The organism is Methylorubrum sp. POS3 (assembly GCF_043352485.1).
GTDB classification, from domain to species: domain Bacteria; phylum Pseudomonadota; class Alphaproteobacteria; order Rhizobiales; family Beijerinckiaceae; genus Methylobacterium; species Methylobacterium suomiense.
The window spans coordinates 1,061,118-1,085,317 of the sequence record NZ_JAPRBT010000001.1 but is presented as its reverse complement, the minus strand read 5'-3'; the positions used below and the strand labels follow the sequence as shown (position 1 = coordinate 1,085,317).

The 24,200-nt window shown below is 68.9% G+C and carries 15 protein-coding genes; 8 read left to right on the top strand and 7 right to left on the bottom strand.

Going from position 1 to position 24,200, the window contains the following annotated elements; genetic code table 11:
• Positions 1–11: 11 nt before the first annotated feature.
• The 4 genes from lepA (at position 12) to OWC43_RS05055 (ending at position 8,413) form a co-directional block, all read left to right on the top strand.
• Positions 12–1,817 carry a translation elongation factor 4 gene (lepA, locus tag OWC43_RS05070; RefSeq protein WP_137827587.1) on the top strand — a complete coding sequence of 602 codons (1,806 nt, stop codon included), beginning with the start codon at positions 12–14 and terminating at the stop codon, positions 1,815–1,817.
• 287 nt (positions 1,818–2,104) lie between these two features.
• Positions 2,105–3,562: a carbohydrate porin gene (locus tag OWC43_RS05065; RefSeq protein WP_393955933.1), complete on the top strand. Its 1,458-nt coding sequence runs from the start codon at positions 2,105–2,107 to the stop codon at positions 3,560–3,562.
• A gap of 200 nt (positions 3,563–3,762) precedes the next feature.
• Positions 3,763–5,037, top strand: coding sequence for an efflux RND transporter periplasmic adaptor subunit (locus OWC43_RS05060; RefSeq protein ID WP_393955932.1), 1,275 nt, complete (start codon positions 3,763–3,765; stop codon positions 5,035–5,037).
• 211 nt (positions 5,038–5,248) lie between these two features.
• Entirely contained in the window at positions 5,249–8,413 is a 3,165-nt protein-coding gene (locus OWC43_RS05055; RefSeq protein ID WP_393955931.1) for an efflux RND transporter permease subunit, read from the top strand.
• Between the two features lie 173 nt (positions 8,414–8,586).
• On the opposite strand, the gene OWC43_RS05050 is transcribed toward OWC43_RS05055, so the two are convergent.
• From OWC43_RS05050 to OWC43_RS05040, 3 genes are all read right to left on the bottom strand, one after another.
• The gene (locus OWC43_RS05050; RefSeq protein ID WP_393955930.1) at positions 8,587–8,994 is read right to left on the bottom strand and encodes a type II toxin-antitoxin system HicB family antitoxin; all 408 of its coding nucleotides are present in this window, start codon (positions 8,992–8,994) and stop codon (positions 8,587–8,589) included.
• A gap of 10 nt (positions 8,995–9,004) precedes the next feature.
• Entirely contained in the window at positions 9,005–9,199 is a 195-nt protein-coding gene (locus OWC43_RS05045; protein ID WP_393955929.1) for a hypothetical protein, read from the bottom strand.
• 70 nt (positions 9,200–9,269) lie between these two features.
• Complete coding sequence (locus tag OWC43_RS05040) at positions 9,270–10,256, bottom strand: LacI family DNA-binding transcriptional regulator (protein ID WP_393955928.1); 987 nt, start codon at positions 10,254–10,256, stop codon at positions 9,270–9,272.
• Between the two features lie 181 nt (positions 10,257–10,437).
• Between OWC43_RS05040 and ptsP the strand changes: the two genes are divergently transcribed.
• The 4 genes from ptsP to OWC43_RS05020 all read left to right on the top strand — a co-directional run bounded on the left by ptsP (position 10,438) and on the right by OWC43_RS05020 (position 17,537).
• On the top strand, positions 10,438–13,002 hold the full coding sequence (gene ptsP, locus OWC43_RS05035) for a phosphoenolpyruvate--protein phosphotransferase (RefSeq protein WP_393955927.1): 2,565 nt from the start codon (positions 10,438–10,440) through the stop codon (positions 13,000–13,002).
• 3 nt (positions 13,003–13,005) lie between these two features.
• On the top strand, positions 13,006–13,953 hold the full coding sequence (gene pfkB / locus OWC43_RS05030) for a 1-phosphofructokinase (RefSeq protein WP_393955926.1): 948 nt from the start codon (positions 13,006–13,008) through the stop codon (positions 13,951–13,953).
• Positions 13,954–14,032: 79 nt separating this feature from the next.
• Positions 14,033–15,748, top strand: a complete 1,716-nt coding sequence (locus OWC43_RS05025) for a fructose-specific PTS transporter subunit EIIC (protein WP_393955925.1) — start codon at positions 14,033–14,035, stop codon at positions 15,746–15,748.
• 277 nt (positions 15,749–16,025) lie between these two features.
• Positions 16,026–17,537, top strand: a complete 1,512-nt coding sequence (locus tag OWC43_RS05020) for a carbohydrate porin (RefSeq protein WP_393955924.1) — start codon at positions 16,026–16,028, stop codon at positions 17,535–17,537.
• A 133-nt stretch (positions 17,538–17,670) separates the two neighbouring features.
• Here OWC43_RS05020 and OWC43_RS05015 read toward each other — a convergent pair whose 3' ends face one another.
• The 4 genes from OWC43_RS05015 to mqo all read right to left on the bottom strand — a co-directional run bounded on the left by OWC43_RS05015 (position 17,671) and on the right by mqo (position 24,077).
• Positions 17,671–18,030, bottom strand: a complete 360-nt coding sequence (locus OWC43_RS05015) for a winged helix-turn-helix domain-containing protein (protein ID WP_393955923.1) — start codon at positions 18,028–18,030, stop codon at positions 17,671–17,673.
• 17 nt (positions 18,031–18,047) lie between these two features.
• Positions 18,048–19,118: a hypothetical protein gene (locus OWC43_RS05010; protein ID WP_393955922.1), complete on the bottom strand. Its 1,071-nt coding sequence runs from the start codon at positions 19,116–19,118 to the stop codon at positions 18,048–18,050.
• Between the two features lie 43 nt (positions 19,119–19,161).
• Positions 19,162–22,206, bottom strand: a complete 3,045-nt coding sequence (locus OWC43_RS05005; protein ID WP_393955921.1) for a penicillin-binding protein 1A — start codon at positions 22,204–22,206, stop codon at positions 19,162–19,164.
• Between the two features lie 209 nt (positions 22,207–22,415).
• Positions 22,416–24,077 (bottom strand): malate dehydrogenase (quinone), encoded by a 1,662-nt coding sequence (gene mqo, locus OWC43_RS05000; protein ID WP_393958496.1) that lies wholly within the window; start codon positions 24,075–24,077, stop codon positions 22,416–22,418.
• Positions 24,078–24,200 lie beyond the last annotated feature (123 nt).

Below are 24,200 nucleotides of genomic sequence, written 5' to 3'. Positions count from 1 at the left end.
CGGAGAGATCCATGACCACCTCGCCCATCGACCTGATCCGCAACTTCTCCATCGTCGCGCATATCGACCACGGTAAGTCGACGCTCGCCGATCGATTGATCCAGACCACCGGCACCGTGGCCCTGCGCGACATGAGCGAGCAGATGCTCGACTCGATGGATATCGAGAAGGAGCGCGGCATCACCATCAAGGCGCAGACCGTTCGCCTCGAATATCCGGCGGAGGACGGCAAGACCTACATCCTCAACCTGATGGATACGCCCGGCCACGTCGACTTCGCCTACGAAGTCTCGCGGTCGCTCGCGGCCTGCGAGGGATCGCTCCTCGTGGTCGATGCCAGCCAAGGCGTCGAGGCGCAGACCCTCGCCAACGTCTATCAGGCGCTCGATGCCGGCCACGAGATCGTGCCGGTCCTCAACAAGGTCGATCTGCCGGCGGCCGAGCCCGACCGAGTGAAGGAGCAGATCGAGGAGGTGATCGGCCTCGACGCCTCGCAGGCGGTGCCGATCTCGGCCAAGACCGGCCTCAACATCGAGGCGGTGCTGGAGGCCATCGTCACCCGGCTGCCGCCGCCCAAGGGGGACCGCAACGCGCCCCTCAAGGCACTGCTGGTGGACAGCTGGTACGACGTCTATCTCGGCGTCGTGGTGCTCGTGCGCATCGTCGACGGCGTGCTCAAGAAGGGCATGACCATCCGCATGATGGGCGCGGACGCCGCCTACGGCGTCGACCGCATCGGCGTGTTCCGCCCCAAGATGTCCGACATCGCCGAACTCGGCCCCGGCGAGGTCGGCTTCCTGACCGGCTCGATCAAGGAAGTGGCCGACACCCGCGTCGGCGACACGATCACCGAGGACAAGCGCCAGACCACGCAGATGCTCGCCGGCTTCAAGGAAGTCCAGGCGGTGGTGTTCTGCGGCCTGTTCCCCGTGGACGCCGCCGACTTCGAATCGCTCCGCGGCGCCATGGGCAAGCTGCGCCTCAACGATGCGTCGTTCTCCTACGAGATGGAGACCTCGGCCGCCCTCGGCTTCGGCTTCCGCTGCGGCTTCCTCGGCCTGTTGCACCTGGAAATCATTCAGGAGCGGCTGGAGCGGGAATTCAACCTCGACCTGATCTCGACGGCCCCGTCGGTGGTCTATCGCCTGCTGATGCGCGACGGCGAGCTTAAGGAGTTGCACAACCCCGCCGACATGCCCGATCCGATGAAGATCGAGACGGTGGAGGAGCCCTGGATCCGCGCCACCATCCTCACGCCCGACGACTACCTCGGCGGCGTGCTGAAGCTCTGCCAGGACCGGCGCGGCATCCAGATCGACCTCAACTACGTCGGCAAGCGGGCCATGGTGGTCTACGATCTGCCGCTCAACGAGGTGGTGTTCGATTTCTACGACCGCCTGAAGTCGATCTCGAAGGGCTACGCCTCGTTCGACTACCACGTCTCCGACTACCGCGAGGGCGACCTCGTGAAGATGTCGATCCTCGTGAACGCCGAGCCGGTCGATGCCCTCTCGATGCTGGTCCACCGCACCCGGGCGGAATCCCGCGGCCGCGCCATGTGCGAGAAGCTCAAGGACCTGATCCCGCGTCACCTGTTCCAGATCCCGGTTCAGGCGGCCATCGGCGGCAAGATCATCGCCCGCGAGACCATCCGGGCGCTGTCCAAGGACGTGACCGCGAAGTGCTACGGCGGCGACATCTCGCGCAAGCGCAAGCTTCTGGACAAGCAGAAGGAAGGCAAGAAGCGCATGCGCCAGTTCGGCCGGGTGGAGATTCCGCAAGAGGCGTTCATCGCCGCGCTGAAGATGGACGATTGATCGGGGGGAGCCCTTCCCCCTTATCTGAGTGCTGGAGCGCAGCGGAGGCTTCGCAGCACCCCAGGATGAGGGTCTGGGGTGGAAGACACGAAGAGCGACGCGTCCCGAGAACGTCGCCCGACACCCTCGTTTCGGCTCCACCTCACGATGGCCATGCAGGTGTCGCAAACCGGCAACGCAGAGCGGCCGACGACGCGCTGTCTGCGACAGCCTGTTTTGACGCTCTGGCAGCTCTGAGCCGCACTCCGTAAGACTCCCGCGTCGCCCTCCCCGTGAGGCCTCGCCCCGTGTTCCGAAGTTCGGCTCCTGCTCTCCTCGTCGCCGCCCTCGTCACCGGTCCGGCCCTGGCGCAACCGACCGGCAAACCCGTCTACGAGGGTGCGGGCGGCGATCCGCGCATCTCGGTTTCCCAGCCGGAATCCACGAGCCAAGCCTCCGGGGGCTACGTGCGCTCGATCGAGCCCTCGCTCGGACCCTTCGGCGATCCGCTCGGCCTGCGGCCGGTGCTCAAGGAAAAGGGCATCGAGTACAGCCTGACCTACATCGCCGAGACCCTCGGCAACGCCTTCGGCGGCATCCGCCAGGGGGCGATCGTGCAGGACCGCCTGAACCTGCGGCTCAACCTCGACCTACAGAAACTCGCCGGCTGGGATGGGGCGACGGTGCATGCCAATGCCTATTTCATCCACGGCACCGGCCTGTCGCGCTACTATGTCGGCAACCTGCTGACCACGAGCGTGATCGAGGCGCTCCCTTCCTCGCGCCTCTATGTGCTGTGGCTCGACCAGCAGCTCTTCGACGGCAAGCTCGGCCTCCGCATCGGCCAGCAGGCCGCCGACACCGAGTTCTTCGTCAGCCAGACCGCGACGCTCTTCGTGAATGCGACCTTCGGCTGGCCGGCGATCACCGGGCTCGACCTGCCGAGCGGCGGCCCGGCCTATCCGCTGGCGGCGCCCGCGATCCGCGCCAAATACGTGCCGGGCAACGGCTTCTCGCTCCAGGCCGGGCTCTATGACGGCGATCCGGCCGGGGCCAACCGGCCCGGGGACGACCCGGAAGCCCAGCGCCTCGACCGCACCGGCACCAATTTCCGCACGCGCGACCCGGCCTTGATCGTCGCGGAGGCGACCTACGCCTTCAACACCGAGGACGGCGCCAAGGGCCTGCCCGGCGACATCACGCTCGGCGGCTGGCAGCATTTCGGGCGCTTCGATTCCCTGCGTTTCGACAATACCGGCCTGCCGCTCGCCGACCCGAACTCGACCGGCATCGGCCGCCCCCTGCGCGGCAATGCCGGGATCTACGCCGTCTACGATCAGACCCTCTTCCGGGAAACCGGCAAGGATGACGAGGGATTGGGTTTCTTCGTGCGCGCGGCGTGGTCGCCGACCCGCTCTAGCCTGATCTCGGCCTATGTCGATACCGGCTTGGCCTATAAGGGCCTGTTCCCCGGTCGCGACAACGACACGATCGGCATCAGCCTCGCCCATGCCCGGATCTCCGACGACGCGCGCCGGTCCGACACCGACGCCATCGTCTTCAGCGGCATGCCGATGCCACGGCGGCGGGCCGAGACGGTGATCGAGGCAACCTATCAGGCGGTCGTGGTCCCGGGTTTCACCCTGCAGCCGGACGTGCAGCTGATTCTGCATCCGGGCGGCGGCATCGCCAATCCGCGCGACCCGCAGGGGGGGCGCCTGCGCAATGCCGGTGTCTTCGGGCTGCGTGCGACGGTTCAATACTGATCGTCAACGGTCCGAAAACGCTTCATATGTCCTGATATCCGTCCTGCGGTGGCTCGGTCGATCGCACGACGCGAAAGGCGTCGTCATGCGCCCGTCAAGTCGCCACGGTAACGGCGCAATTCGAGAGCTTCGGTCGCGCACAACCGAATGGCCGAGCGAATCGGCTACCCCAAGGCGGATCAGCCGGGAATGATGGGTCGATGAGCGGATCGCACGGGGAAGAGAACCTGACGGCCGAGAGCTTGACGCCGAAGCGCATGGGCTGGCCGGCGCAGATCGTCGTGGCGCTCGTGCTCTGCGCGGGCGCGGGAGCCGCAATCTGGTACGGTCGTCCGAAGGAGGTCGACGCGGCGGTGCCGACGCCCGCCGCCGTCACCGCCGGGGCCAATGCGGACGGGCGGTTCGTCCTGAATCCCACCCAGCTCGCCACCGTCACCACCGCGCCGGTCGAGCAGCGCCTGTTCTTCGAGGACATCGCCACCGAGGGGAAGATCGGCGTCGACGAATACCGGGCCACCCCGGTCTTCTCGCCCTATCCGGGCCGGGTGATCTCGATCTTCGCCCGCTCCGGCGAGCGCGTGCGCCAGGGCGACAAGCTGTTCTCGCTCCAAGCCAACGAGATGGTCCAGGCACAGAACGACTACCTGGCCGCCCTCAACGTGCTCAACAAGGCGCGCTCGCAGCTCTCTTACGCGACCAACACCGAGAAGCGGCTGCACGACCTCTACGATTCGCGCGTCACGACGTTGCGCGAGCTCCAGACCGCGCAGAACGATCTCGCCACAGCGCAGAACGACGCCAAGACGGCCGAAGTCGGCCTGGAGGCGGTGCGCAACCGTCTGCGCATCCTGGGCCTTCGCGACGACGACATGACGGCGCTCCAGACCAAGGGCGCGATCAACCCCGAGACGACGATCAACGCGCCGCTGTCGGGCACCATCATCCAGCGCAAGATCGGCCCGGGCCAGTACGTCAACACCGGCGGCTCCGATCCGTCCTACATCATCGGCGACCTGTCGAAGGTCTGGATCATCGCGCAATTGCGCGAGACCGACGCGGCCAAGGTCGATCTCGGCGAGCGCATCCGCTTCAAGGTGCTGGCCTATCCCAACCAGACCTTCGAAAGCCGGATCAACTTCATCTCGTCCTCGGTCGATCCGAACAGCCGACGCATCTACATGCGGGCCGAGGTGGACAACAGCAAGGGCCTGCTGAAGCCCGAGATGTATGCCAGCGTCCACATCATCAACGAGCGCGAGAACGTCTCCCGCGCGATTCCCCGTCATTCGGTGATCTTCGAGGGCGACAAGGCGCGGGTCTGGGTGCTGAAGGCCGACAACGCGGTCGAGAGCCGCGCGATCAAGACGGGCCTCGTCGACGGCAACGACATCGAGGTGACGGACGGGCTCTCGGTCGGCGAACGGGTGATCTCGAAGGGCTCGCTCTTCATCGACGGAATGGTCGATCCCGGCTGAGAGCGGACACGATGGGACGATTCCGGTGCCGCGCGAGCGGCCCCACGGTGCGAAGAGCGCCGCGCGAGGCGGCCCTCGGCATCAGCCGAGACATCCGGCGGAGCGAGAGCCTGAGCCCGCGGAGGCGGGCGCCGGCGATTGAGGCCAGAATCTAAAAGATTGCCCGACCTCGCGGAGCGAGGTTCGGGCATAAGCTTCGGAAACCAACGGCATGAACGGCATCGTCGCCCTGGCGCTCCGGCAGCGCCCCCTCGTGGTCCTGTTCTTCCTGCTCTTCGTGGTCGGGGGCGTCGCCGCCTTCCAGAGCCTCAACATCGAGGCCTATCCCGACCCCACGCCGCCCCTCGTCGATGTCGTGACCCAGACCGACGGCCTCTCCGCCGAGGAGATGGAGCGCTACGTCACCATCCCGATCGAGCTCATCACCTCGGGGATGCCGAACCTGAAGCAGGTGCGCACGATCTCGCTCTACGGCTTGTCCGACGTGAAGCTGCAATTCGGCTTCGAGTTCGACTACCTCCAGGCCGAGCAACAGGTGCTGAACCGTCTTCAGCAGCTCGATCCGCTGCCCGCGGGCGCCAAGCCCACCATCTCGCCGATGAGCCCGATCGGCGAGATCTTCCGCTACAAGCTCACCGCGCCGCCCGGCTACAGCGTGCTCGACCTGCGCACGCTCCAGGAATGGACGCTGAAGAAGCGCTTCCGCTCGGTGCCGGGGGTGATCGACGCCATCGGCTGGGGCGGCAAGACCAAGACCATCGAGATGTCGGTCGATCTCGATCGGTTGATGGCCTACGGCCTGACCCTGTCGGGCGTGGTGAAGACCCTCAACGACAGCAACCTCAATGTCGGCGGCAACCGCGTCGCCATCGGCGGCCAGTCGGCGGTGGTGCGCGCCGTCGGTCTCATTCGCGACATCGACGACATCAACGGCACGGTGCTGGCTCAGGTCGGCGGCGCGCCGGTGCTGGTCAAGGATGTCGCCACCGTCACCATCGGCCATCAGCCCCGGCTCGGCATCGCCGGCATGAACGACGAGGACGACATCGTCCAGGGCATCGTCCTGATGCGCCGCGGCGAGAAGAGCACGCCGTCGATCGAGGCCGTGAAGGCCGAGGTCGCCGAGATCGAAGCCGCGGGCCTGCTGCCGCCCGGCGTCAAGATCGAGCGCATCTACGACCGCGCCGACCTGATCGCGGTGACGACGCACACCGTGCTGCACAACATGGTGGTCGGCATCCTGCTGATCCTGGCGATCCAGTGGCTGTTCCTCGGCAACCTCCGCTCGGCCTTGATCGTCGTCGCCACCATCCCCTTCGCCCTGTTCTTCGCCGTCATCATCCTCGTGGCGCGCGACGAATCCGCCAATCTCCTTTCGGTCGGCGCGCTCGATTTCGGCCTGATCGTCGACGGCACCGTCATCATGGTCGAGGCGATCTTCCGGCGCCTCTCCGGCCACGGCATCCCCGGCTATCCCCCGCAGGGGCTGGGCGAGAAGGACGGGCGCATCGCGCTGGCCGCCAGCGACGTCTCCCGCTCGATCTTCTTCGCGGCCGCCATCATCGTCACCGGCTTCCTGCCGCTCTTCACGCTCACCGGCGTGGAGGGCCACATCTTCGGGCCGATGGCGACGACCTACGCCTACGCGCTGCTGGGCGGCCTCATCGCCACCTTCACGGTCACGCCCGCGCTCGCCTCCTACCTGCTGCCCGCCCATGTGAAGGAGACCGAGACGCTGCTCGTGCGCGTGCTCGACCGGCTCTATCGCCCGGCGGTGCGCGCCGCCCTCGGCGCCCGCCTCGTCACGGTCGCGATCGTGGCGCTCATCGCGGTGGGGGTCGGCGTCGCCGCCCGCAATCTGGGCTCGGAGTTCCTGCCCAAGCTCGAGGAGGGCAATCTCTGGGTCCGCGCGACCATGCCGGCGACGATCTCGCTGCGCGAGAGCAACGGCTACGTCAACGAGATGCGCAAGATCATCGCCCAGATCCCGGAGGTCGAGCGCGTCGTCTCCCAGCACGGGCGCCCCGACGACGGCACGGATGCCGCCGGATTCTTCAACGCCGAGTTCTTCGCCCCGATGAAGCCGCTGGAGCAGTGGCGCCCCGGCATCGACAAGGACAAGCTCACCGAGGAGATGCTGCAGAAGCTGCAGGCCGCCTTCCCCGGCGTCGAGTTCAACCTGTCGCAATACCTCCAGGACAACGTCGCCGAGGCGGTCTCGGGCATCAAGGGTGAGAACTCGTTCAAGCTGTTCGGGCCCGATCTGCGGAAGCTGACCGAGACGGCCAAGCAGGTCGAGAAGGTGCTGGCCTCGATCCACGGTGTCGAGGATCTGGCGGTGTTCAAGTCCCTCGGCCAGCCGACCATCGAGATCGATGTCGACCGGGTGCGGGCCGCCCGTTACGGCCTGACGCCGGGCGACATCAACACCACGGTGCGCACCGCCATCGGCGGCGATTCGGCGGGCGATCTCTACGATCCGGGCTCCGAGCGCCACTATCCGATCGTCGTGCGCCTCGCCCCGCAATACCGGCAGAGCATCGAGGCGATCGCCAACCTCCGCATCGCCGGCCAGAATCCCGGCGGCGGACCGCCGGTGCAACTGCCCCTGAGTGCGGTGGCGAGCGTGCAGCTCGTCTCCGGCCCCGCCTACATCTATCGCGAGGGCCAGGAGCGCTACCTGCCGGTCAAGTTCTCCGTCCGCGGGCGCGATCTCGGCAGCACCATCGAGGAGGCGCAGCGCCGGGTCTCCGCCGAGGTGCCGCTGCCGCCGGGCTACCGGCTGGAGCTGGTGGGCGAGTTCAACAACATGAAGGGCGCCATCGCCCGGCTCTCGGTGACCGTGCCGGTGGCGATCGGGCTGATCGCGATCCTGCTGTTCATGAACTTCTCGTCCGTGATCGACTCGCTGCTCGCGCTCAGCGTGATTCCGATGGCCATGGCCGGCGGCATCGTCGCCCTCAGCGTCACCGGCACCTCGTTCAGCGTCTCGGCGGCGATCGGCTTCATCGCGTTGCTGGGCATCGCGGTGATGGACGGCATCATCGTGCTCACCCACTATAACGGGCTCATCGCGGCGGGGGTCGAGCGCGTGCCGGCGATGCTGCGCACCTGCTACACGCAGATGCGGCCCGTCGTGATGACCTGCGTGGTGGCCGGCGTCGGCCTCCTGCCCGCTGCCTTCTCGCAGGGCGTCGGCTCCCAGGTCCAGAAGCCGCTGGCGCTGGTGGTGGTCGGCGGCATGTGCCTCGCGCCGCTGCTGATCCTGCTGGTGCTGCCGGTGCTGATCCTGACCTTCTCCCGGCGCCAGCCGGGCCGTCCGGTGGCAGCGGAGCGCGCACCGATGCAGGCGCCCTCCCCTGCTTCGGCGCATTGAGGTCAGAGGGAAAGCTGCGGGAGGCGTCTCGGAGCCGCTGCGGCTGCCTTTCCGAGGTCAGATCCGTGCGATGCTGCGCCAACTCCAATCCCCCACCCTCATCCTGACGTACCCGCAACACGCGGGCCCCTCAGGATGAGCGGATGGATGGGATGAGCCTGTCCGACAGGCTTTCAACCCTCTGCCAGTACCTTGTCGCGCGCAGCGGAGACGAGGAACGCGCTGCGGGTGAGCCCGCGTTTGCCCGCCGCCTCGTCGATCATGGCGAGGGCTGCCGCATCGAGCGAGAGGTTGACCCGCACGGCGCGACCAGCGTCGAGGAACAGCGGCACGCTCGCCATGACGGCGCCCTCAACCATCTCGGACTCCATCGGATCGGCCAGGATCGCATCGGCGGAGCGCGCAGGGGTCGGCGCGAGGCCGGCCGCGACGCGGTCGATCATCCATTCCCGCAGAGCCTCCGCCCCGTTGCTCAAAGCCTCGTCCACGGTCTCGCCCATGGCGGTGCAGCCGGGACAATCGGGAAAGGCGACGCCGTAGGCGCCCGCCTCCCCGTCGATCAGTGCGATATAGCGGGCCATCGCTCCCTCCTCAGAGCCAACCGGCAGCCTTGGCGATAGTGCGGGCGACACCCGGCGACAGGACGCGGTGGCGCGGCACCATGATCTTGATGCCAGGCTTGGCGGCATGGGCGAACTTTTCGTGCTTGGTTCCGCCCTCGCTCACCCAGCCCTCCGCCATCAAGCGGTCGATGATGGCCCTGAAGCTGGTCTCAACCTTCGGCATGGCCGTCTCGTGTGTATTTAAATCTACACGCCAAATCGGCCAATCCACAATCTCCCGTCGGTCGCCTTGCTCAGGCTTGCCGCCGCGTCGACCCCCGCAACACCGCCCGTCCGCTCAGCACCACCTTGCGCACCGGCTGGTCCGGGCTCTCGATGCGCTCGAACAGCAGGCGCATCGCCTGGGCGCCGATCTCCGCGACCGGCTGCTCGATCACGGTGAGGCCGGGCTCGACGAGGTCGGTCCAGGGCTCGTTGTCGAAACCGGCCAGGGCGAGGTCCTGCGGCACGGCGAGGCCGCGGGCGCGGGCGGCGCGGACGGCACCCATCAGGATCAGGCCGTTCGACAGGATCAGCGCCTCCGGCCGGTCGGACTGGCCGAGCCAGCGGGTGGCTTCCGCCTCGGCGGCGGCGGCATTGGGGGCGACCGAACGGACGAGCGGCGCGAGGCGGTGACGGCTCATGGCCGCCTCGTAACCGGCCTGACGCTCGCGCGCGGTGGAACTGGTCGAGCCGAACAGGCCGCCGATCCGCGAGAAGCCCTGGGCCGCGAGGTGATCGACCAGAGCCGCCGCCGCAGCGACATTGTCGAGCACGACGCTGTCATGGGCACCGGGCAGGCCCGAGCGGTCGATGAACACGGTGGGGAAGCCGAGACTCTCGGAGGTCAGCGCGTCGGCCGTCGCCTTGGTGGGAGCGAAGATCACGCCGGTGACGCGCTCCTCCTCCATCAGGCGGAGATACAGGGCTTCGCGGGCCGGATCCTCGTCGGTGTTGCACAGGATCAGCCGCATGCCCGCCGCGTAGGCCGCATCCTCCACGGCCCGGCTCACCGCCGTGAAGAACGGGTTGCGGATGTCAGCCACGATCAGGCCGATCGTCTGCGCCGATTTCGAGCGCAGCCGCCGGGCCGAGAGGTTCGGCCGGTAGCCGGTAGCACGCACCGCCGCCTCGACCTGCTCGCGCACCGCATCGCTGACCGGGCCGCGGCCGAGCGCCCGTGACACGGTCGCCGTCGAGACGCCCGCCGCGCGGGCCACATCGCGGATACCGACGGTCATCCGCGGGAAAACGTTTTCAGATGCATACCGACGTTCTGCCACCCCGTGACTGGCGCAGCAAGCGGTCCCCCTGCACTTTCATGCTGAGTACGCTTGACACAGCTTGTGAAAACGTTTTCATTCGGCACAACAACGCCGACGGCCTCCGTGCCGCCCGGTGCGACAGGGAGGAGAGCACGCCATGCTCGCACCGACGCCGCACTTTCCGAGCCTCCGCACAAGCCCGCGGTTACTCGTCCGCCTGGGCGCCGCGCCTGCCGACAAGGAAGCGGCGATCCGCGAGGCGGCCGCGCTGTTGACGGCCGCCGGCTGCATCGAAGCGCCCTATGGCGAGAGCATGCTGCGCCGCGAGGGCGTATCGAACACCTATCTCGGCCACGGCGTCGTCATTCCGCACGGCATGGTCGACGACCGTCATCTCGTGCGGGAGAGCGGGCTGGCCGTCCTGCAGGTGCCCGGCGGCATCGCATGGCACGACGGGCACATCGCCCATCTCATCGTCGCCATCGCGGCGCAGTCCGACGCCCACATCACCGTGCTGCGCCGCCTCACCCGCCTGATCCAGGACGAGGACCGGCTGGAACGCCTGCGCTCCACCGCGAGCGAAGCGGAGATCGCGACGGCCCTGACCGAGGATTCGGCGGCGCCCGCCAGCACGGGCCCGGCCACCGACCTGCGCCAGCGCTTCGACTGGACGGTCGATTATCCGACCGGCCTGCATGCCCGGCCCGCCTCTCACTGGGTCGAGACGGCGCGGGCCTGCCCGGCCCGCATCCAAGTCCGTCACGGCGATCAGGTGGCCGATGCCAAGAACCTGATCGCGCTCCTCCAACTGGGCCTGCGTTGCGGCGACGAGGTGACGATCTCGGCGGAAGGCGACGACGAGGCCGGGGCCCTCGCCAGGATCTGCGCCGCGGTGACCGGCCTGAGTGCGGGCGAGAAGGCGGCGGCGCAGCGCGCGGCGGAGGCCGCGGCCAAGGCCGCCGCCCCGGTGGCCGGCTGGAACCCGTCGGATCGGCCGCAGACCCTGGCCGGCATCGGGGCGAGCCCCGGCCTCACCATCGGGCCGGTTCACGTGCTCGCCGCCGCCGAGATCGTGGTGCCGGACGCGCCCGAGCCCCTGACCTCCGGCGCGGACCGTCTGCACCGGGCGCTCGCCGTCACCCGCGGCCAGCTCGAGGCGCTCACCGACGACACCGCCCGCCGCCTCGGCAAGGCGGATGCCGGCATCATCTCCGCGCAGGCGGAGCTGATCGCGGACACCGACCTCATCACGCTCGCCTGCCAGCTCATGGTCGAGGGCCACGGTGTGGCGTTTGCCTGGAATGAAGCCGTGGAGCGGATGGCGGACCGGCTCGCGGCTCTGGGCAACCCCGTGCTCGCCGCCCGCGCCGCGGATCTCCGCGATGTCGGCCGCCGGGTGCTCGCGCAGATCGACCCGGCCCTGACGAGCGGCCACGACCTGCCGGACGTGCCCTGCATCCTGATCGCTCCCGACCTCGCCCCTTCCGACACCGCCGGACTCGACCCGACCCGCGTCATCGGGCTGGCCACCGCCCAGGGCGGACCGACCTCGCATACCGCGATCCTGGCGCGGACGCTGGGCATCCCGGCGATGGTGGCCGGCGGCCCCGGCCTGCTCGCGGTCGAGAACCGCACCCGCGCGATCCTCGACGGCACCACCGGCCGCCTCTACCTCGATCCGAGCGAGGCCGACATCGCCGCGGCCGAGGCGTGGCGGACCCGGCAACGCGAACAGGCCGAGGCCGAGGCGCGGGAGCGGGCCAAGCCCGCCGAGACCCGCGACGGCCACCGCATCGCCATCGGCGGCAACGTCAACAATCCGGATCAGGTGCCGCTCGCCCTCGATCAGGGTGCCGAGGGCGTCGGCCTGATGCGCACCGAGTTCCTGTTCCTGGAGCGCGGCGACACGCCCTCGGAGGACGACCAGTACGAGACCTACGCGGCCATGCTGAAGGCGCTTGCCGGGCGCCCGCTGATCGTGCGCACCCTCGATATCGGCGGCGACAAGCAGGTCGCCCACCTGCACCTGCCGAAGGAGGAAAACCCCTTCCTCGGCGTGCGGGGCGCCCGCCTCCTGCTGCGCCGGCCCGATCTGATGGAGCCGCAATTGCGCGCCCTCTACCGCGCCGCCAAAGACCACGTGCCCGCCGATGCACCGACGGGCAAGGACGCGCCGCTCTCCATCATGATGCCGATGATCACCTCGGTGCCCGAGGTGCTGAAGCTCCGCGAGATCTGCGAGCGCATCCGCGGCGAGGTCGGCGCGCCGCCGGTGCCCCTCGGCATCATGATCGAAGTCCCCGCCGCCGCGATCCAGGCCGACGCACTGGCGCGGCACTGCGACTTCTTCTCGATCGGCACCAACGACCTGACACAATACGCTCTGGCCATCGATCGGCAGAACACCGACCTCGCCCCGGAGGCGGATTCGCTCCATCCGGCGGTGCTGCGGCTCATCCACATGACCTGCGAGGGCGCGGCGCGGCACGGACGCTATGTCGGTGTCTGCGGCGGCATTGCGGGCGATCCGTTCGGAGCCTGCCTCCTGGCCGGGCTCGGGGTCGACGAATTGTCGATGACGCCCCGCGATCTGCCCGGCGTGAAGGCGCGGCTGCGGGCCTCCGACATGGCCGCGTTGAAGGCGCTCGCCCTGCGCGCCTGCGAGCAGGAGGACGCGGCCTCTGTCCGCGCCCTCGACGCCTCCCTCGCGCCGGGAGCCTGAGCCATGGCGATTGCCACCCTCACCCTCAACCCGGCGATCGATCAGACCGTTACCCTCGACGCCCTGAAGCCCGGATCGGTCCACCGCGCCCGCTCGGTCTGGTCGGATGCCGGGGGCAAGGGCGTCAACGTCGCCTGCTGCCTCGCCGATTGGGGCCTGCCCGTCGCCGCGACCGGCATCCTCGGTCAGGACAACGCCGCTCCCTTCACCCAGACTCTTTCGGCCAAAGGCATCGACGACCGCTTCGTCTGGATTCCGGGCGAGACGCGCACCAACCTCAAACTGTTGGACGCCGGCACGGGCGATACCACCGACATCAACCTGCCGGGTCTCGATATCGGCCCTTCCACGCTCGAGGCGGTGCGGGCCGTTCTCCTGGATCTTGCCCGCGACGGCAGCCTCGTGGTGCTGGCCGGCAGTCTGCCGCGCTCGCTGCCCCCCGAGACCTATGCCCGGCTGACGGGCGAAGTGCGGGCCCGCGGCGCCCGCGTGGTGCTCGACGCCTCCGGCCCAGCCCTGGCCGCGGCTCTGGCCGCCGGCCCGGGCGCCCTCCCCTACGCCATCAAACCGAACCGGCACGAGCTCGAGGAATGGGCCGGCCGCCCGCTCGGCGAGCCCGCCGCCCTGCTCGACGCGGCCCGACGGCTTCAGGCTTCGGGCATTGCGCTGGTCTGCGTGTCGCTGGGCGAGGCGGGCGCCCTGTTCGTCTCAGGCGAGGGCGCGCTGCATGCCTTCCCCCCGGCGACACGGGTGGCGAGCACCGTCGGCGCGGGCGACGCCCTGGTCGCCGGCCTCGTCGCCGGCCTCCACGACGCCCTGCCGCTGCCCGACCTCGCCCGCCGGGCCCTGGCCTTCGCCGCGGGCAAGCTCAGCCGCACGGGGGCCAACCTCCCGGGGCGCGAGACCGTGGACGGCATCGCCCGGGAGATCCGGGTCGACCCTCTCGACTGAACAAGGCCGCCCTCAGGGGCGCGATGGACCCGGCGGTCGGCGAACGCCCCGCACGAACGACAGGCGACAGGAGGAACCCATGGCACAGCTCTTGGCCGTGGTGGGAGGCGGTGACCTCTCCACCCACGCCGTTCTCGCGGCCGAAGCCCTGCGCAAGGCGGCGGGGCGGCGCAACGCGCCGCTGGCGCTGGAGATCCGCGGCAAGGGCGGGGGCAACCCGATCCCCGAGGCGACGATCGCGCAGGCCAGGGCCGTGCTCCTCGTCGGCGAGGGCGATCTCGGCGAGGGGCGGTTCGGCGCGCTGACCCGTGCGCGGGCCGCCATCGACGACGTGCTCACCGACGTGAACGCCGTGCTGGACCGGCTCCTCGCCGGAGCATCCGCGGCGCCGGGCGCGGCGGCGGTCGCCGCCCCCAAAAGAATCGTCGCGATCACCTCCTGCCCCACCGGCATCGCCCACACCTTCATGGCGGCGGAGGGGCTTCAATCCTCCGCCAAGGCCCTCGGCCACGACATCCGCGTCGAGACGCAGGGCTCGGTCGGCGCCCGCGATGCCCTGACCCCCACGGAAATCGCGGCCGCCGATGTGGTCATCATCGCGGCCGATACCGGTGTCGACCGCGCGCGATTTGCCGGCAAACGGCTCTACGCCACGAACACCAAGGCGGCGATCCGGGACGGCAAGGGCCTGATCGCCACCGCGCTGGCCGAAGCGCAGCTTCAGGATACGGGCGCTGCCGCCGAAGCCACCGGCCCGGCCCGCCCGGCCGCCGCCGAGAAGAAGGCCGGCGCCTACAAGCACCTGATGACCGGCGTCTCCTTCATGCTGCCCTTCGTGGTGGCGGGCGGCCTGCTGATCGCGCTGGCCTTCGCCTTCGGCGGCATCGACGCGATGAAGCCGGAGAATGCCGGCACGCTCGGCTACGCGCTCGGGGAAATCGGCGCCAAGGCGGCCTTCGCCCTGATCGTCCCGGCGCTGGCCGGTTACATCGCCTACTCGATCGCCGACCGGCCCGGCATCGCGCCTGGCATGATCGGCGGCATGCTCGCGGCCAATCTTCAGGCGGGCTTTCTGGGGGGCATCGCGGCGGGCTTCATCGCCGGCACCGTCACCGCCTTCCTCAACAAGCAGATCCGCCTGCACCGGAACCTCGAAGGGCTGAAGCCCGTCCTGATCCTGCCGCTCCTCGCCACCACGATCACCGGCCTGTTGATGGTCTACGTCGTCGGTGTGCCGGTGGCCGCCGTGCTCGCCGCGCTCACCGACTGGCTCAAGGGCATGCAGGGGGCGAGTGCCCTCGTGCTCGGCCTCGTCCTCGGCGGCATGATGGCGGTCGATATGGGCGGACCGATCAACAAAGCGGCCTACGCCTCCTCCGCCGCGCTGCTCTCATCCGGCGTCGACGCCCCGATGGCCGCGGTGATGCTCGGCGGCATGACCCCACCGCTCGGGATTGCGCTGGCCACCCGCCTGTTCCCCAACCGCTTCACGAAGCCGGAGCGCGAGGCCGGCGGCGCGGCCGCCGTACTGGGCGCAGCCTTCATCACCGAAGGCGCCATTCCGTTCGCCGCCGCCGACCCGCTGCGGGTGATCCCCTCCATGGTCGCCGGTTCGGCGGTGGCGGGCGCCATCGCGCTCACCTCCGGCGTGACCCTGAAGGTGCCCCATGGGGGCCTGTTCGTCCTGCCGATCCCGAACGCGGTCACGAACCTGCCCGGCGCCCTCATCGCCCTCGTCGCCGGCACGCTGGTGACGGGATTGCTGGTGGGCCTCCTCAAGAAACGGGCGGCGTAAACATCTCCCACCGAGGGAAGGCGAGGTGAAACCGGCCCGTTGAGGGGCGGCACCGTCCAGGCGCCTCCCTCAACCCCGCCCGGAACGGTGAGCGGCCTATCCGCCGCGATCGTGGACGCGGCAACCGGAGCCGTTGGCCCTCACGCCCGAGACAGCTTGGGACGTCCGGCGAAGGTGACACGTACCGCGCCCATCGCCCGCTATCATCAGAGCATCCGGCACAGATCGGGAACTCTTACACATCAACGCAAGAACTCGCTTACGTGAGGGGGACGACATGAAGGCGGTGACAGCAGCTTGGGCCATGCTCGGCCTCGGCGCCGTGCTCGGGGGACCGGCTCACGCTCAGGAGGCTGCGCCCGCGCCCAACGACCCGTCACCCGCCCTCGCCGTCGCCTCCGTCGCCGGTCCCGCCGCCCTGCGTCGCCCGGCGCTCCGCCGCGTCGTGCGCCGGGCTCCCCCCCGCCGCACCTTCGGCGACGATGGCAGCGCGGCGGCCGCCGCCGACGTGCTCGGCCAGAGCGCGACGCCCCCGACGCTGCCGCCGGGCACGTTCGATCTCGGCAATGGCCTGTCGTTTCTCTTGAACTACACCGGCCAAGGTGCGGCCAATCCGGTCGGCGGTATCCGTCAGGGCACGGCCTGGGCGGGCCAATTGTTCTTCGGCATCGACGCCGATCTCAACCGCTTGGCCGGGCTCGACGGTGCCTCCGTCCACATCGCGGTCACCAATCGCCACGGCCGCAGCCTGGCCCAGGACCTGATCGGCAACAACACCAGCGTCCAAGAGATCTATGGCGGTGGCCAGACCACCCGCCTCACGCTGCTGTCCTACCAGCAGAAGCTGTTCGACAACCGCCTCGACATCGAGGTCGGGCGTTTGGTCGCCAACATCAACTTCCTGAACTCGCCGATCTACTGCAATTTTCAGACAAACTCGGCCTGCGGCAACCCGACCTTCGTGTTCAAGACCTCGAACTTCACCTTCTGGCCGGTGTCGAGCTGGGGTGGACACGCCAAGGCATGGCTGACCGACAAGGTGTTCTTCCATGTCGGGGCCTACGAGGTGAACCCGCTGCACCAGCAGCCCGGCGACAACGGCCTCGACTTCTCGACCAAGGGGGCCACGGGCGCGATCGTGCCGTTCGAACTGGGCTACACGACGACGTTCGCCAACGATGTGCTGCCGCGCAATTACGGCGTCGGCGGCTGGATCGACCGCTCCGACTATCCCGACCCCGTGCGCGACGTGACCGGCGGTCGCGCGGTGCTGACCGGGCTCGATCCGCGCACCCGGTTCGGGCGCTCCGGTGTGTATGCCCGCTTCGACCAGATGGTCTGGCGCCCCGACCCGACCGCCATTCAGGGCTTGACCCTGTTCGGCGTCGCCATGACGGGCACCGGGGGCCGGCTCGTCGAGGATTATTTCTTGGAGATCGGCGCCTTGCAGACCGGCACCTTCGCCGGGCGGCCCTACGACACCGTCGGCTTCGTCATCAATACGCAGAAGTTTTCGCCGCTGGCGCTCTCGAACATCTACGCCGCCCAGGCCTCGCTCGGCGTGGCGCGAAACATCCCCGAGCACCAGATCATGATGGAGCTGAATTACGGGATCCAGGTCACGCCGGCGATCCGGCTGACGCCGAATCTGCAATACATCGTCAACCCGGATCAGACCCGCTTCCCGTACCGCACCCGGAACATTCCCGACGCGCTGGTCGTCGGCGCCAAGCTCTCGGTGGATCTGTTCACGCTGGCCGGCCTCGCCCAGGGCCCCGGGAGCCGGTGAGCACCACGAAAAACGGCGCGCCGATCGAGGGCGCGCCGGTTGAGGTGACTCGCGGTCTCAGGAACGAGTGCGGGAACAGTATGCAATATACCAGTAGGCGTCCACCGCCCGGAGTAACATTCGGAACGATTTCTCACGTTTCCGTGTTCGCCTGCCCCACCCGGCACGCCGCCGTGAGCCGGTGGAGCGCCGCTGCCGTGGCATCCTCCGCGGCCTGCTCGACCGCGCGGTAGGCCGACACGATCTCGGTGCCGAGATCGGAGAGGCGCGCACCACCCCCGGCCCGGCCGCCGGCCTGGGACTCGACCACCGCCGCGCCGAAGCCGCGATTCATCGCCTCCACCAGCATCCAGGCGCGGCGGTAGGACATCCCCAGCGCCCGCGCTCCGCCGGAGATCGAGCCATGCTCGGCGATGGCCTCGAGGAGCCGCACCTTGCCCGGCCCGAGCCGGTGATCCGGCCCGAGATCGATGCGGATACTCAGCCGTGCCACGACCCGTCCCGCGGCACTTACTTCTTCGCCAGGGCGTCGGCGAAGGCGACGATGCGGTTGCGGGCATAGGTCGGCACGCCCGCGCTGATCGAGGAGCCGGTGTTGAACGAGGAATTGCCCATCAGCACCTGCACCGGCAGCAGGTTCTTGAGCACCGGGACACGGGCATATTCCTGCTTGCGGTCGAGCACGTCGGCCTTGATGGCCAGAGCCATGTAGGTCGTCACCACGGTCGCGTTCGGATCGTTCGGGACCGGTTGCAGCACCGCCAGGAACTTGCCGAAGCGCAGGATCTGGTTGACCCAGAAGATCGTCTGTTCGAGCCCGCCCGCCACCGGCGTCTCGATCCGGGTGAGTGCGGTCAGCCCCGCCGCCTCGGCCGGCGGCAGCACCCGCAATTCGCTCTGGAAAGAGACGAACTCGGCGATCTTCTTGGACGAGCCGAGTTCGAGCTTGTTGGCGAGCTTCACCCCCAGGGGCAGCTTACCCTCCAGATCGTAGCGCGACTCGATGCAGCTGCCGCCCCCGCCGCACCAGGGCCGGTCCGGGCGCTTGGCGAAGCTGGCGGCCGGATCCTTGGTCGGCGTGGCGTCCGCCGGCTCCAGGCGCTTGTGCCGGATCACCGGGTCCATCCTGGCGAGGAAGTCGAGATTGGCGAAGGCCGAGAGGTCGATGGCGGAGGCCGGCTTGGCCACCACGAAGCGGCCCTCCGCCACGTAGACCTTGAGGGTCTCGTGGCGCTGCTTGGTCACGCCGTTGACCGTCTGGACGTAGTCCGGCTCGCTGTAATTGGGCCAGGGCGACAGCGCGGCGGCCTCCGCGGGGCGGGCCTTCCGCCATGCCTCGAAGGCGATGAGGCCGTTCTCGGGATTGGTGGACGCCGTTTCGCGGGAATCGCGGAACAGCACCGTGCCGGGCTTGAGGGTCGTGGCATCGGCGGGGCTGAGCGCCGCCACATCCTTCACCCGCTCGGAGATCGCGGCGGGCATCGGGACGCCGGTTGCCGCTCCCTTGGCCGCCTCCTGCGCGTGGGCCGGGCCTGCCAGGGCGAAGGCGAAGAGCAGGGTTGCCGGGAAATGCCTGGACACAACGGACCTCGGGAAGACGATGGGAGGCGGGACCGGGCCCGCGTCAGTAGCGCGGGTCGTCGCCGAACAAGTAGTCGGGATCGCGGCGGCGCTGGCGGGGGCGCGGCTCGTCCTCGAAGGGCGAGCCGAACGGCGAGGGATTGGCCTGCCCGTAGCGGTCGCGGCCGGGCCAGGGGCGCTCCTCCTCGCGCCGGTCGCGGCGCAGGCCCCAGGGATCGTCGGTGCGCCGATCGGGATATTGGGGATCGGCGGAGCGCGACTCGCGGCCATAGGGGTCGTAGGCGTCACGCCGGCCCTCGCCCATCATGTTGCCGAGGATGTCGCCGGCCACGTCCGCCCCGTCCTCCGAATTGCCGAAATCGCCGTCCTCCGCATCGGGGCGCATGGCGTAGAGCGTCTCGCGGGGCACCAGGGCATATTGCGTGTCGGCGACGCGCCCGTCCTTGAGCCGGAAATGCTCGATAAAGCCGCCGCCCGCGACCCGCTGGCCGCTGCGGGGCTCGATCGGCAGATCGGCGATGAGGGCCTTCGCCTCCGGAGAGGGCGGGGCCAGCGGCGTGCGCGCCACGCCGTTCGCCCAGGCGGCCTGGAAGATCGCCCTAGCGATCGGCACGGCCACATGCCCGCCGGTCTGGCCACGGCCCAGCGTCTTGCGCACGCCGTCGGCGTTGTCGTAGCCGGCCCACACCACCACGGTGATCTCGTTGGAGAAGCCGGCGAACCATGCGTCGTTCTCGTTCTCCGAGGTGCCGGTCTTGCCTGCCACATAGGCGGAGACGCCCGACAGGGCAGCCGCCGTGCCGTGCTGCGTCACGCCCTGCAGCATGGTCTTGAGCTGATAGAACGCGACCCGGTCGGCCGAGCCGATCCGCACCGGCGCCTTGGGGGGACGGGCGTAGACCGGCTTGCCGTCGCGCTCGATCGATTCGAGCGCGTAGGCTGAAGGCCGCGCGCCCTCGTTGGCGATGGCCGCGTAGAAGCTCGCCAGATCGATCATCCGCACCGGCTGGGCGCCGAGGACGAACGGATAGTAGCGCTCGCATTCGGCGTAGAGCTGCGCTTCGAGCGCGATGTCGCAGACCCGCTGCAGGCTCTGCGGCGCGTTCTTAGCGATGCCGCCTTCCAGCAGGCGTGCGGTGACGAGGTTCTTCGAGAATTCGAGGCCGCGCCGGATCGTCGTCGCCCCCGAGCCCCCGCCGTCGTAATTCTTCGGCGACCACGAGGCGCCGATGCCGCCGATGGGCGGCAGCGTCACGGGCGCGTCCATCACCAGGGTGTTGGGCTGCATCCCGGCATTCAGCGCGGCGAGATAGGTCAGCGGCTTCAGGGTGGATCCCGGCTGGCGGACGGTCTGCGTCACCCGGTTGAGCTGGCTCAGGGGATAGGAGAAGCCCCCGGTCATCGCCAGGATCTTTCCGGTGCGATTCTCCAGCACGATGGCCGCGCCCTGGACCGAGGGACGCACCCGAAGGTCGGCGCGCAGGCTGCCCTTGCCCTCTCGCAGGCGCACCCGCACCGCGTCGTAGAGCTGAAGCCTTCCGCGGGCGGGACCGGGGTCGAGGCTCGCGACCCGGCCGTCCGCCAAGCCGACCTTGATGCCGTTCTTGCCGGTCTGGAGCACCACGGCGAGCGGCCAGCGCAGATCGTAGAGGGGGGCCCGCGTCGATTCCAGCGCCCGCTGCCACGCGGGCTTGACGGCGGGCGCCTTCGCCACCGGCAGGGCCTTGGCCCCCTTCACGCCCTTGGGCAGCGGCACGGCGGGCGCCGTCTCCGGCGCGGGCTCGGCCACCGGCGCGGCGGCCTCGAAGCGCTTGACGGCGTCGGCAAGGTTCAGCTCCGGCCCCTCGTAGCGGGCGCGGCCGGTGCCGCGCTCATAGGTCGAGAGTCCTTCCTGAATCGCGCCCTCGACCGCACTCTGGAGCCCGGCATTGACCGTGGCATGGACCGTGTAGGAGGCGTTCGTCAGCGATTCTAGCCCGGCGAAGGTGCGGGATTCCCGCGCCAGATGATCGACCAGGTAGAAGCCGGACTCGCGTCGCGCCGTGTCCGGCGGCTTGATGCCGAGGTCGCTCCTCAGCGCCGCGTTCATCTGATCCTCGGTGATCGCGCCGTCCTCCTTCATGCGGGTCAGCACGTAGGCGCGGCGCTCGCGGGCGCGGTCCGGGTACTTGTCGGGGCTGTAGTAGTTCGGCCCCTTGGGCAGGCCGGCGAGCAGGGCCGCCTCCGGAACGGTCAATTGCCCCACCGATTTCCCGAACCACGAGCGGGCGGCCATCTCGATGCCGTAGGCGCCGCGTCCGAGGTAGATCCCGTTGAGATAGAGACCGAGGATCTTGGGCTTGGTCTGAAGGCGCTCCAGGCGCGAGGCCACGATCATCTCGCGGATCTTGCGCTCGTAGGTGACGTCGTCGCCCACCGAGAGGTTCTTGACCACCTGCTGCGTGATGGTGGAGCCGCCGGCCGGGCGCCCCGGCGAGGCGAGATTGCCGACGAAGGCGCGGATCACGCCGCGCTCGTCGATGCCGTGATGGGTGTAGAAGCGCTTGTCCTCGGCGGCGACGAAGGCTTGTCGGACGAGGTCCGGCACGCCCTCGATCGGCACGACGAGGCGCCGTCCGTTCGGCTCGAAGGTCTCCGAATAGGGCTTGCCGGCCGCATCCAGGATCACGCTGGCGCTGGCGAGCTTGATGTCGCGCAGGGCCTCGGCCGAGGGCAGGTCCTTCACGGCGTTGTTGTAGAAGGCGATCACCGCCCCCGCCTCGAACGGGGAATTGGCCGGGCTCTCGCCCTTGCAGAACTGCTTGTAGCTCGTGTTCAGCTCGTTGATGTCGAGCCCGTGCAGGATCTTGGGCGCATTGTCGCCCGCGACTGCGCTCGGATCCTCCATGGCGGTGGTGATCAGTTCATCGAGGTTGATGTCCTCGATGTCGAAGCTCTTGCGCATATGCGCGCAGCCGTCGCGCAGGATGCGGACCACCTCCGGCCCGTCGGTCGCCGGGTCGAACTGCGTGCGCACGGCGTCGGGCCGCGTCGTGACTTGGCTCAGCGTCAGCGCGGTCGCGAACAGCTTGATCAGGATGGCGTTCATCGAGCCTGCGCGGGAACCCGGGGCGATTGGGCCTCAACGCCCGAAACGCCGATCATGCGGCGCACAACGCGGCTGATTTATGATGAAACGCAGCCTGTCCCCTCCCCTTGTGGGGAGAGGTCAGGGTGGGGGTGCCGCCGGCGGCACCGCGGAGCGTCCCGCGCCCGTCACCGCCCCCGCAGCAGGGGGCGGCGTGAGAGCCGGAGCGCTTACGGCGCCATGTCCGGCACGGCCTTCACCACGCCGCCCGTGGTCTCGGGGGCGGCGTTGACCGGAACGGTGACGGCGGCCGGCTTCGGCGGCGGGGTGAGCTGCAGGTGCTCGCTGGTATAGGCGAGTTCCTCGTAGGCCTTCTGCGGATCGGCATTGAGCTTGGTGCCGTAGCTCGGGACGATCTTGCGGATCTTCTCCTGCCACTCGGCGCTCTTCACCCGATCGGCAAAGACCTTCTCCAGCACGGTCAGCATGATCGGCGCGGCGGTCGAGGCGCCGGGCGAGGCGCCCAGCAGCGCCGCGATGGTGCCGTCTTTGGCCGCGACGACCTCGGTGCCGAGCTTCAGAACGCCGCCCTTCTCCGGATCGCGCTTGATGATCTGCACCCGCTGGCCGGCCTGGACGAGGCGCCACTCGTCCTTCTTGGCGTTGGGGAAATACTCGCGCAGGGCCTGATAGCGGTCCTCGTCGGAGAGCATCACCTGACCGGCGAGATACTCGATCAGCGGATACTGATCGACGCCGACCCGCACCATCGGCCAGACATTGCTGGTGGTGGTGGAGGTCAGCAGATCGAAGTACGAGCCCTCCTTCAGGAACTTGGTCGAGAAGGTCGCGAACGGCCCGAACAGGATCACGCGCTTGCCGCCGAGCACGCGGGTGTCGAGATGGGGCACCGACATCGGCGGCGAGCCGACCGAGGCCTTGCCGTAGGCCTTGGCGAGATGGCGCATGGCCACGCTCGGGTTCTCGTTCACGAGGAACGAACCGCCGACGGGGAAGCCGCCGTAATCGGCCGCCTCCGGGATGCCCGAGGCCTGGAGCAGGTGCAGCGCGCCGCCGCCCGCGCCGATGAACACGAACCTGGCGTCGACGACTTGGCGCGAACCGTCCTTCAGGTTTTTGGAGGTGATGCGCCAGGTGTTGTCCTTGTTGCGCTCGATGCTCTCCACCTCCGTGGAGGTGCGCAACGAGAAATTCGGGCGGCTTGCCAGCGAGGCGACGTATTGGCGGGTGATCTCGCCCCACTCGACGTCGGTGCCGACCGGCGTCCAGGTCGCGGCGATCGTCTGCTTCGGATCCCGGCCCTCCATCATGAGGGGGACCCACTTGTTCAGCTGTTCGGGATCGGTCGAATATTCCATCCCGGCAAAGAGCGGGCTCGCCTTGAGCGCCTCGTGCCGCTTCTTCAGATAGGCGATGTTCTCGTCGCCCCAGACGAAGCTCATATGCGGGGTCGAGTTGATGAAGGATCGCGGGTTCTTCAGCACGCCCTGCTGGACCTGCCACGCGAGGAACTGGCGCGTGACCTGGAAGGCCTCGTTGATCTCGACCGCCTTCTCGATCTTCACGTTCCCCTTCGAATCCTCGGGGGTGTAGTTCAGTTCGGCGAGCGCCGAGTGACCGGTGCCGGCATTGTTCCAGCCGTTGGAGCTCTCCAGCGCCACGCCGTCGAGCCGCTCGACCATCTCCATCGACCAGCCGGGCTCGAGTTCGCGCAGCCACACGCCGAGCGTCGCGCTCATGATGCCGCCGCCGATCAGCAGCACGTCGACCTTGCGGGCCTCGCCCGCAGCGAAGAGCGGGCCGCCGGGGAGAGCGGTCGCCGCCGCGCCCGCGAGCGCGCCGCCGATGAGCTGCCGACGGTTCATCGGCATGGAACGATCATGCATGGAAGTGCCTCCAACGTGCAGTCTGCGGTGTCGACGCCCGTTATTTTTCATTTTATTTTGTGGGCGACTCAAAAATTATTTGCACTCGTTCCGCTAACCTGCGGACAG

What these genes read in the sequence shown, in the direction of transcription:
- lepA (WP_137827587.1), top strand. Translation starts at nt 12, where the DNA reads ATGACCACCTCGCCCATCGACCTGATCCGCAACTTCTCCATCGTCGCG.
- OWC43_RS05060 (WP_393955932.1), top strand. Translation starts at nt 3,763, where the DNA reads ATGAGCGGATCGCACGGGGAAGAGAACCTGACGGCCGAGAGCTTGACG.
- OWC43_RS05055 (WP_393955931.1), top strand. Translation starts at nt 5,249, where the DNA reads ATGAACGGCATCGTCGCCCTGGCGCTCCGGCAGCGCCCCCTCGTGGTC.
- OWC43_RS05050 (WP_393955930.1), bottom strand. Translation starts at nt 8,994, where the DNA reads ATGGCCCGCTATATCGCACTGATCGACGGGGAGGCGGGCGCCTACGGC.
- OWC43_RS05045 (WP_393955929.1), bottom strand. Translation starts at nt 9,199, where the DNA reads ATGCCGAAGGTTGAGACCAGCTTCAGGGCCATCATCGACCGCTTGATG.
- OWC43_RS05040 (WP_393955928.1), bottom strand. Translation starts at nt 10,256, where the DNA reads ATGACCGTCGGTATCCGCGATGTGGCCCGCGCGGCGGGCGTCTCGACG.
- ptsP (WP_393955927.1), top strand. Translation starts at nt 10,438, where the DNA reads ATGCTCGCACCGACGCCGCACTTTCCGAGCCTCCGCACAAGCCCGCGG.
- pfkB (WP_393955926.1), top strand. Translation starts at nt 13,006, where the DNA reads ATGGCGATTGCCACCCTCACCCTCAACCCGGCGATCGATCAGACCGTT.
- OWC43_RS05025 (WP_393955925.1), top strand. Translation starts at nt 14,033, where the DNA reads ATGGCACAGCTCTTGGCCGTGGTGGGAGGCGGTGACCTCTCCACCCAC.
- OWC43_RS05020 (WP_393955924.1), top strand. Translation starts at nt 16,026, where the DNA reads ATGAAGGCGGTGACAGCAGCTTGGGCCATGCTCGGCCTCGGCGCCGTG.
- OWC43_RS05005 (WP_393955921.1), bottom strand. Translation starts at nt 22,206, where the DNA reads ATGAACGCCATCCTGATCAAGCTGTTCGCGACCGCGCTGACGCTGAGC.
- mqo (WP_393958496.1), bottom strand. Translation starts at nt 24,077, where the DNA reads ATGCCGATGAACCGTCGGCAGCTCATCGGCGGCGCGCTCGCGGGCGCG.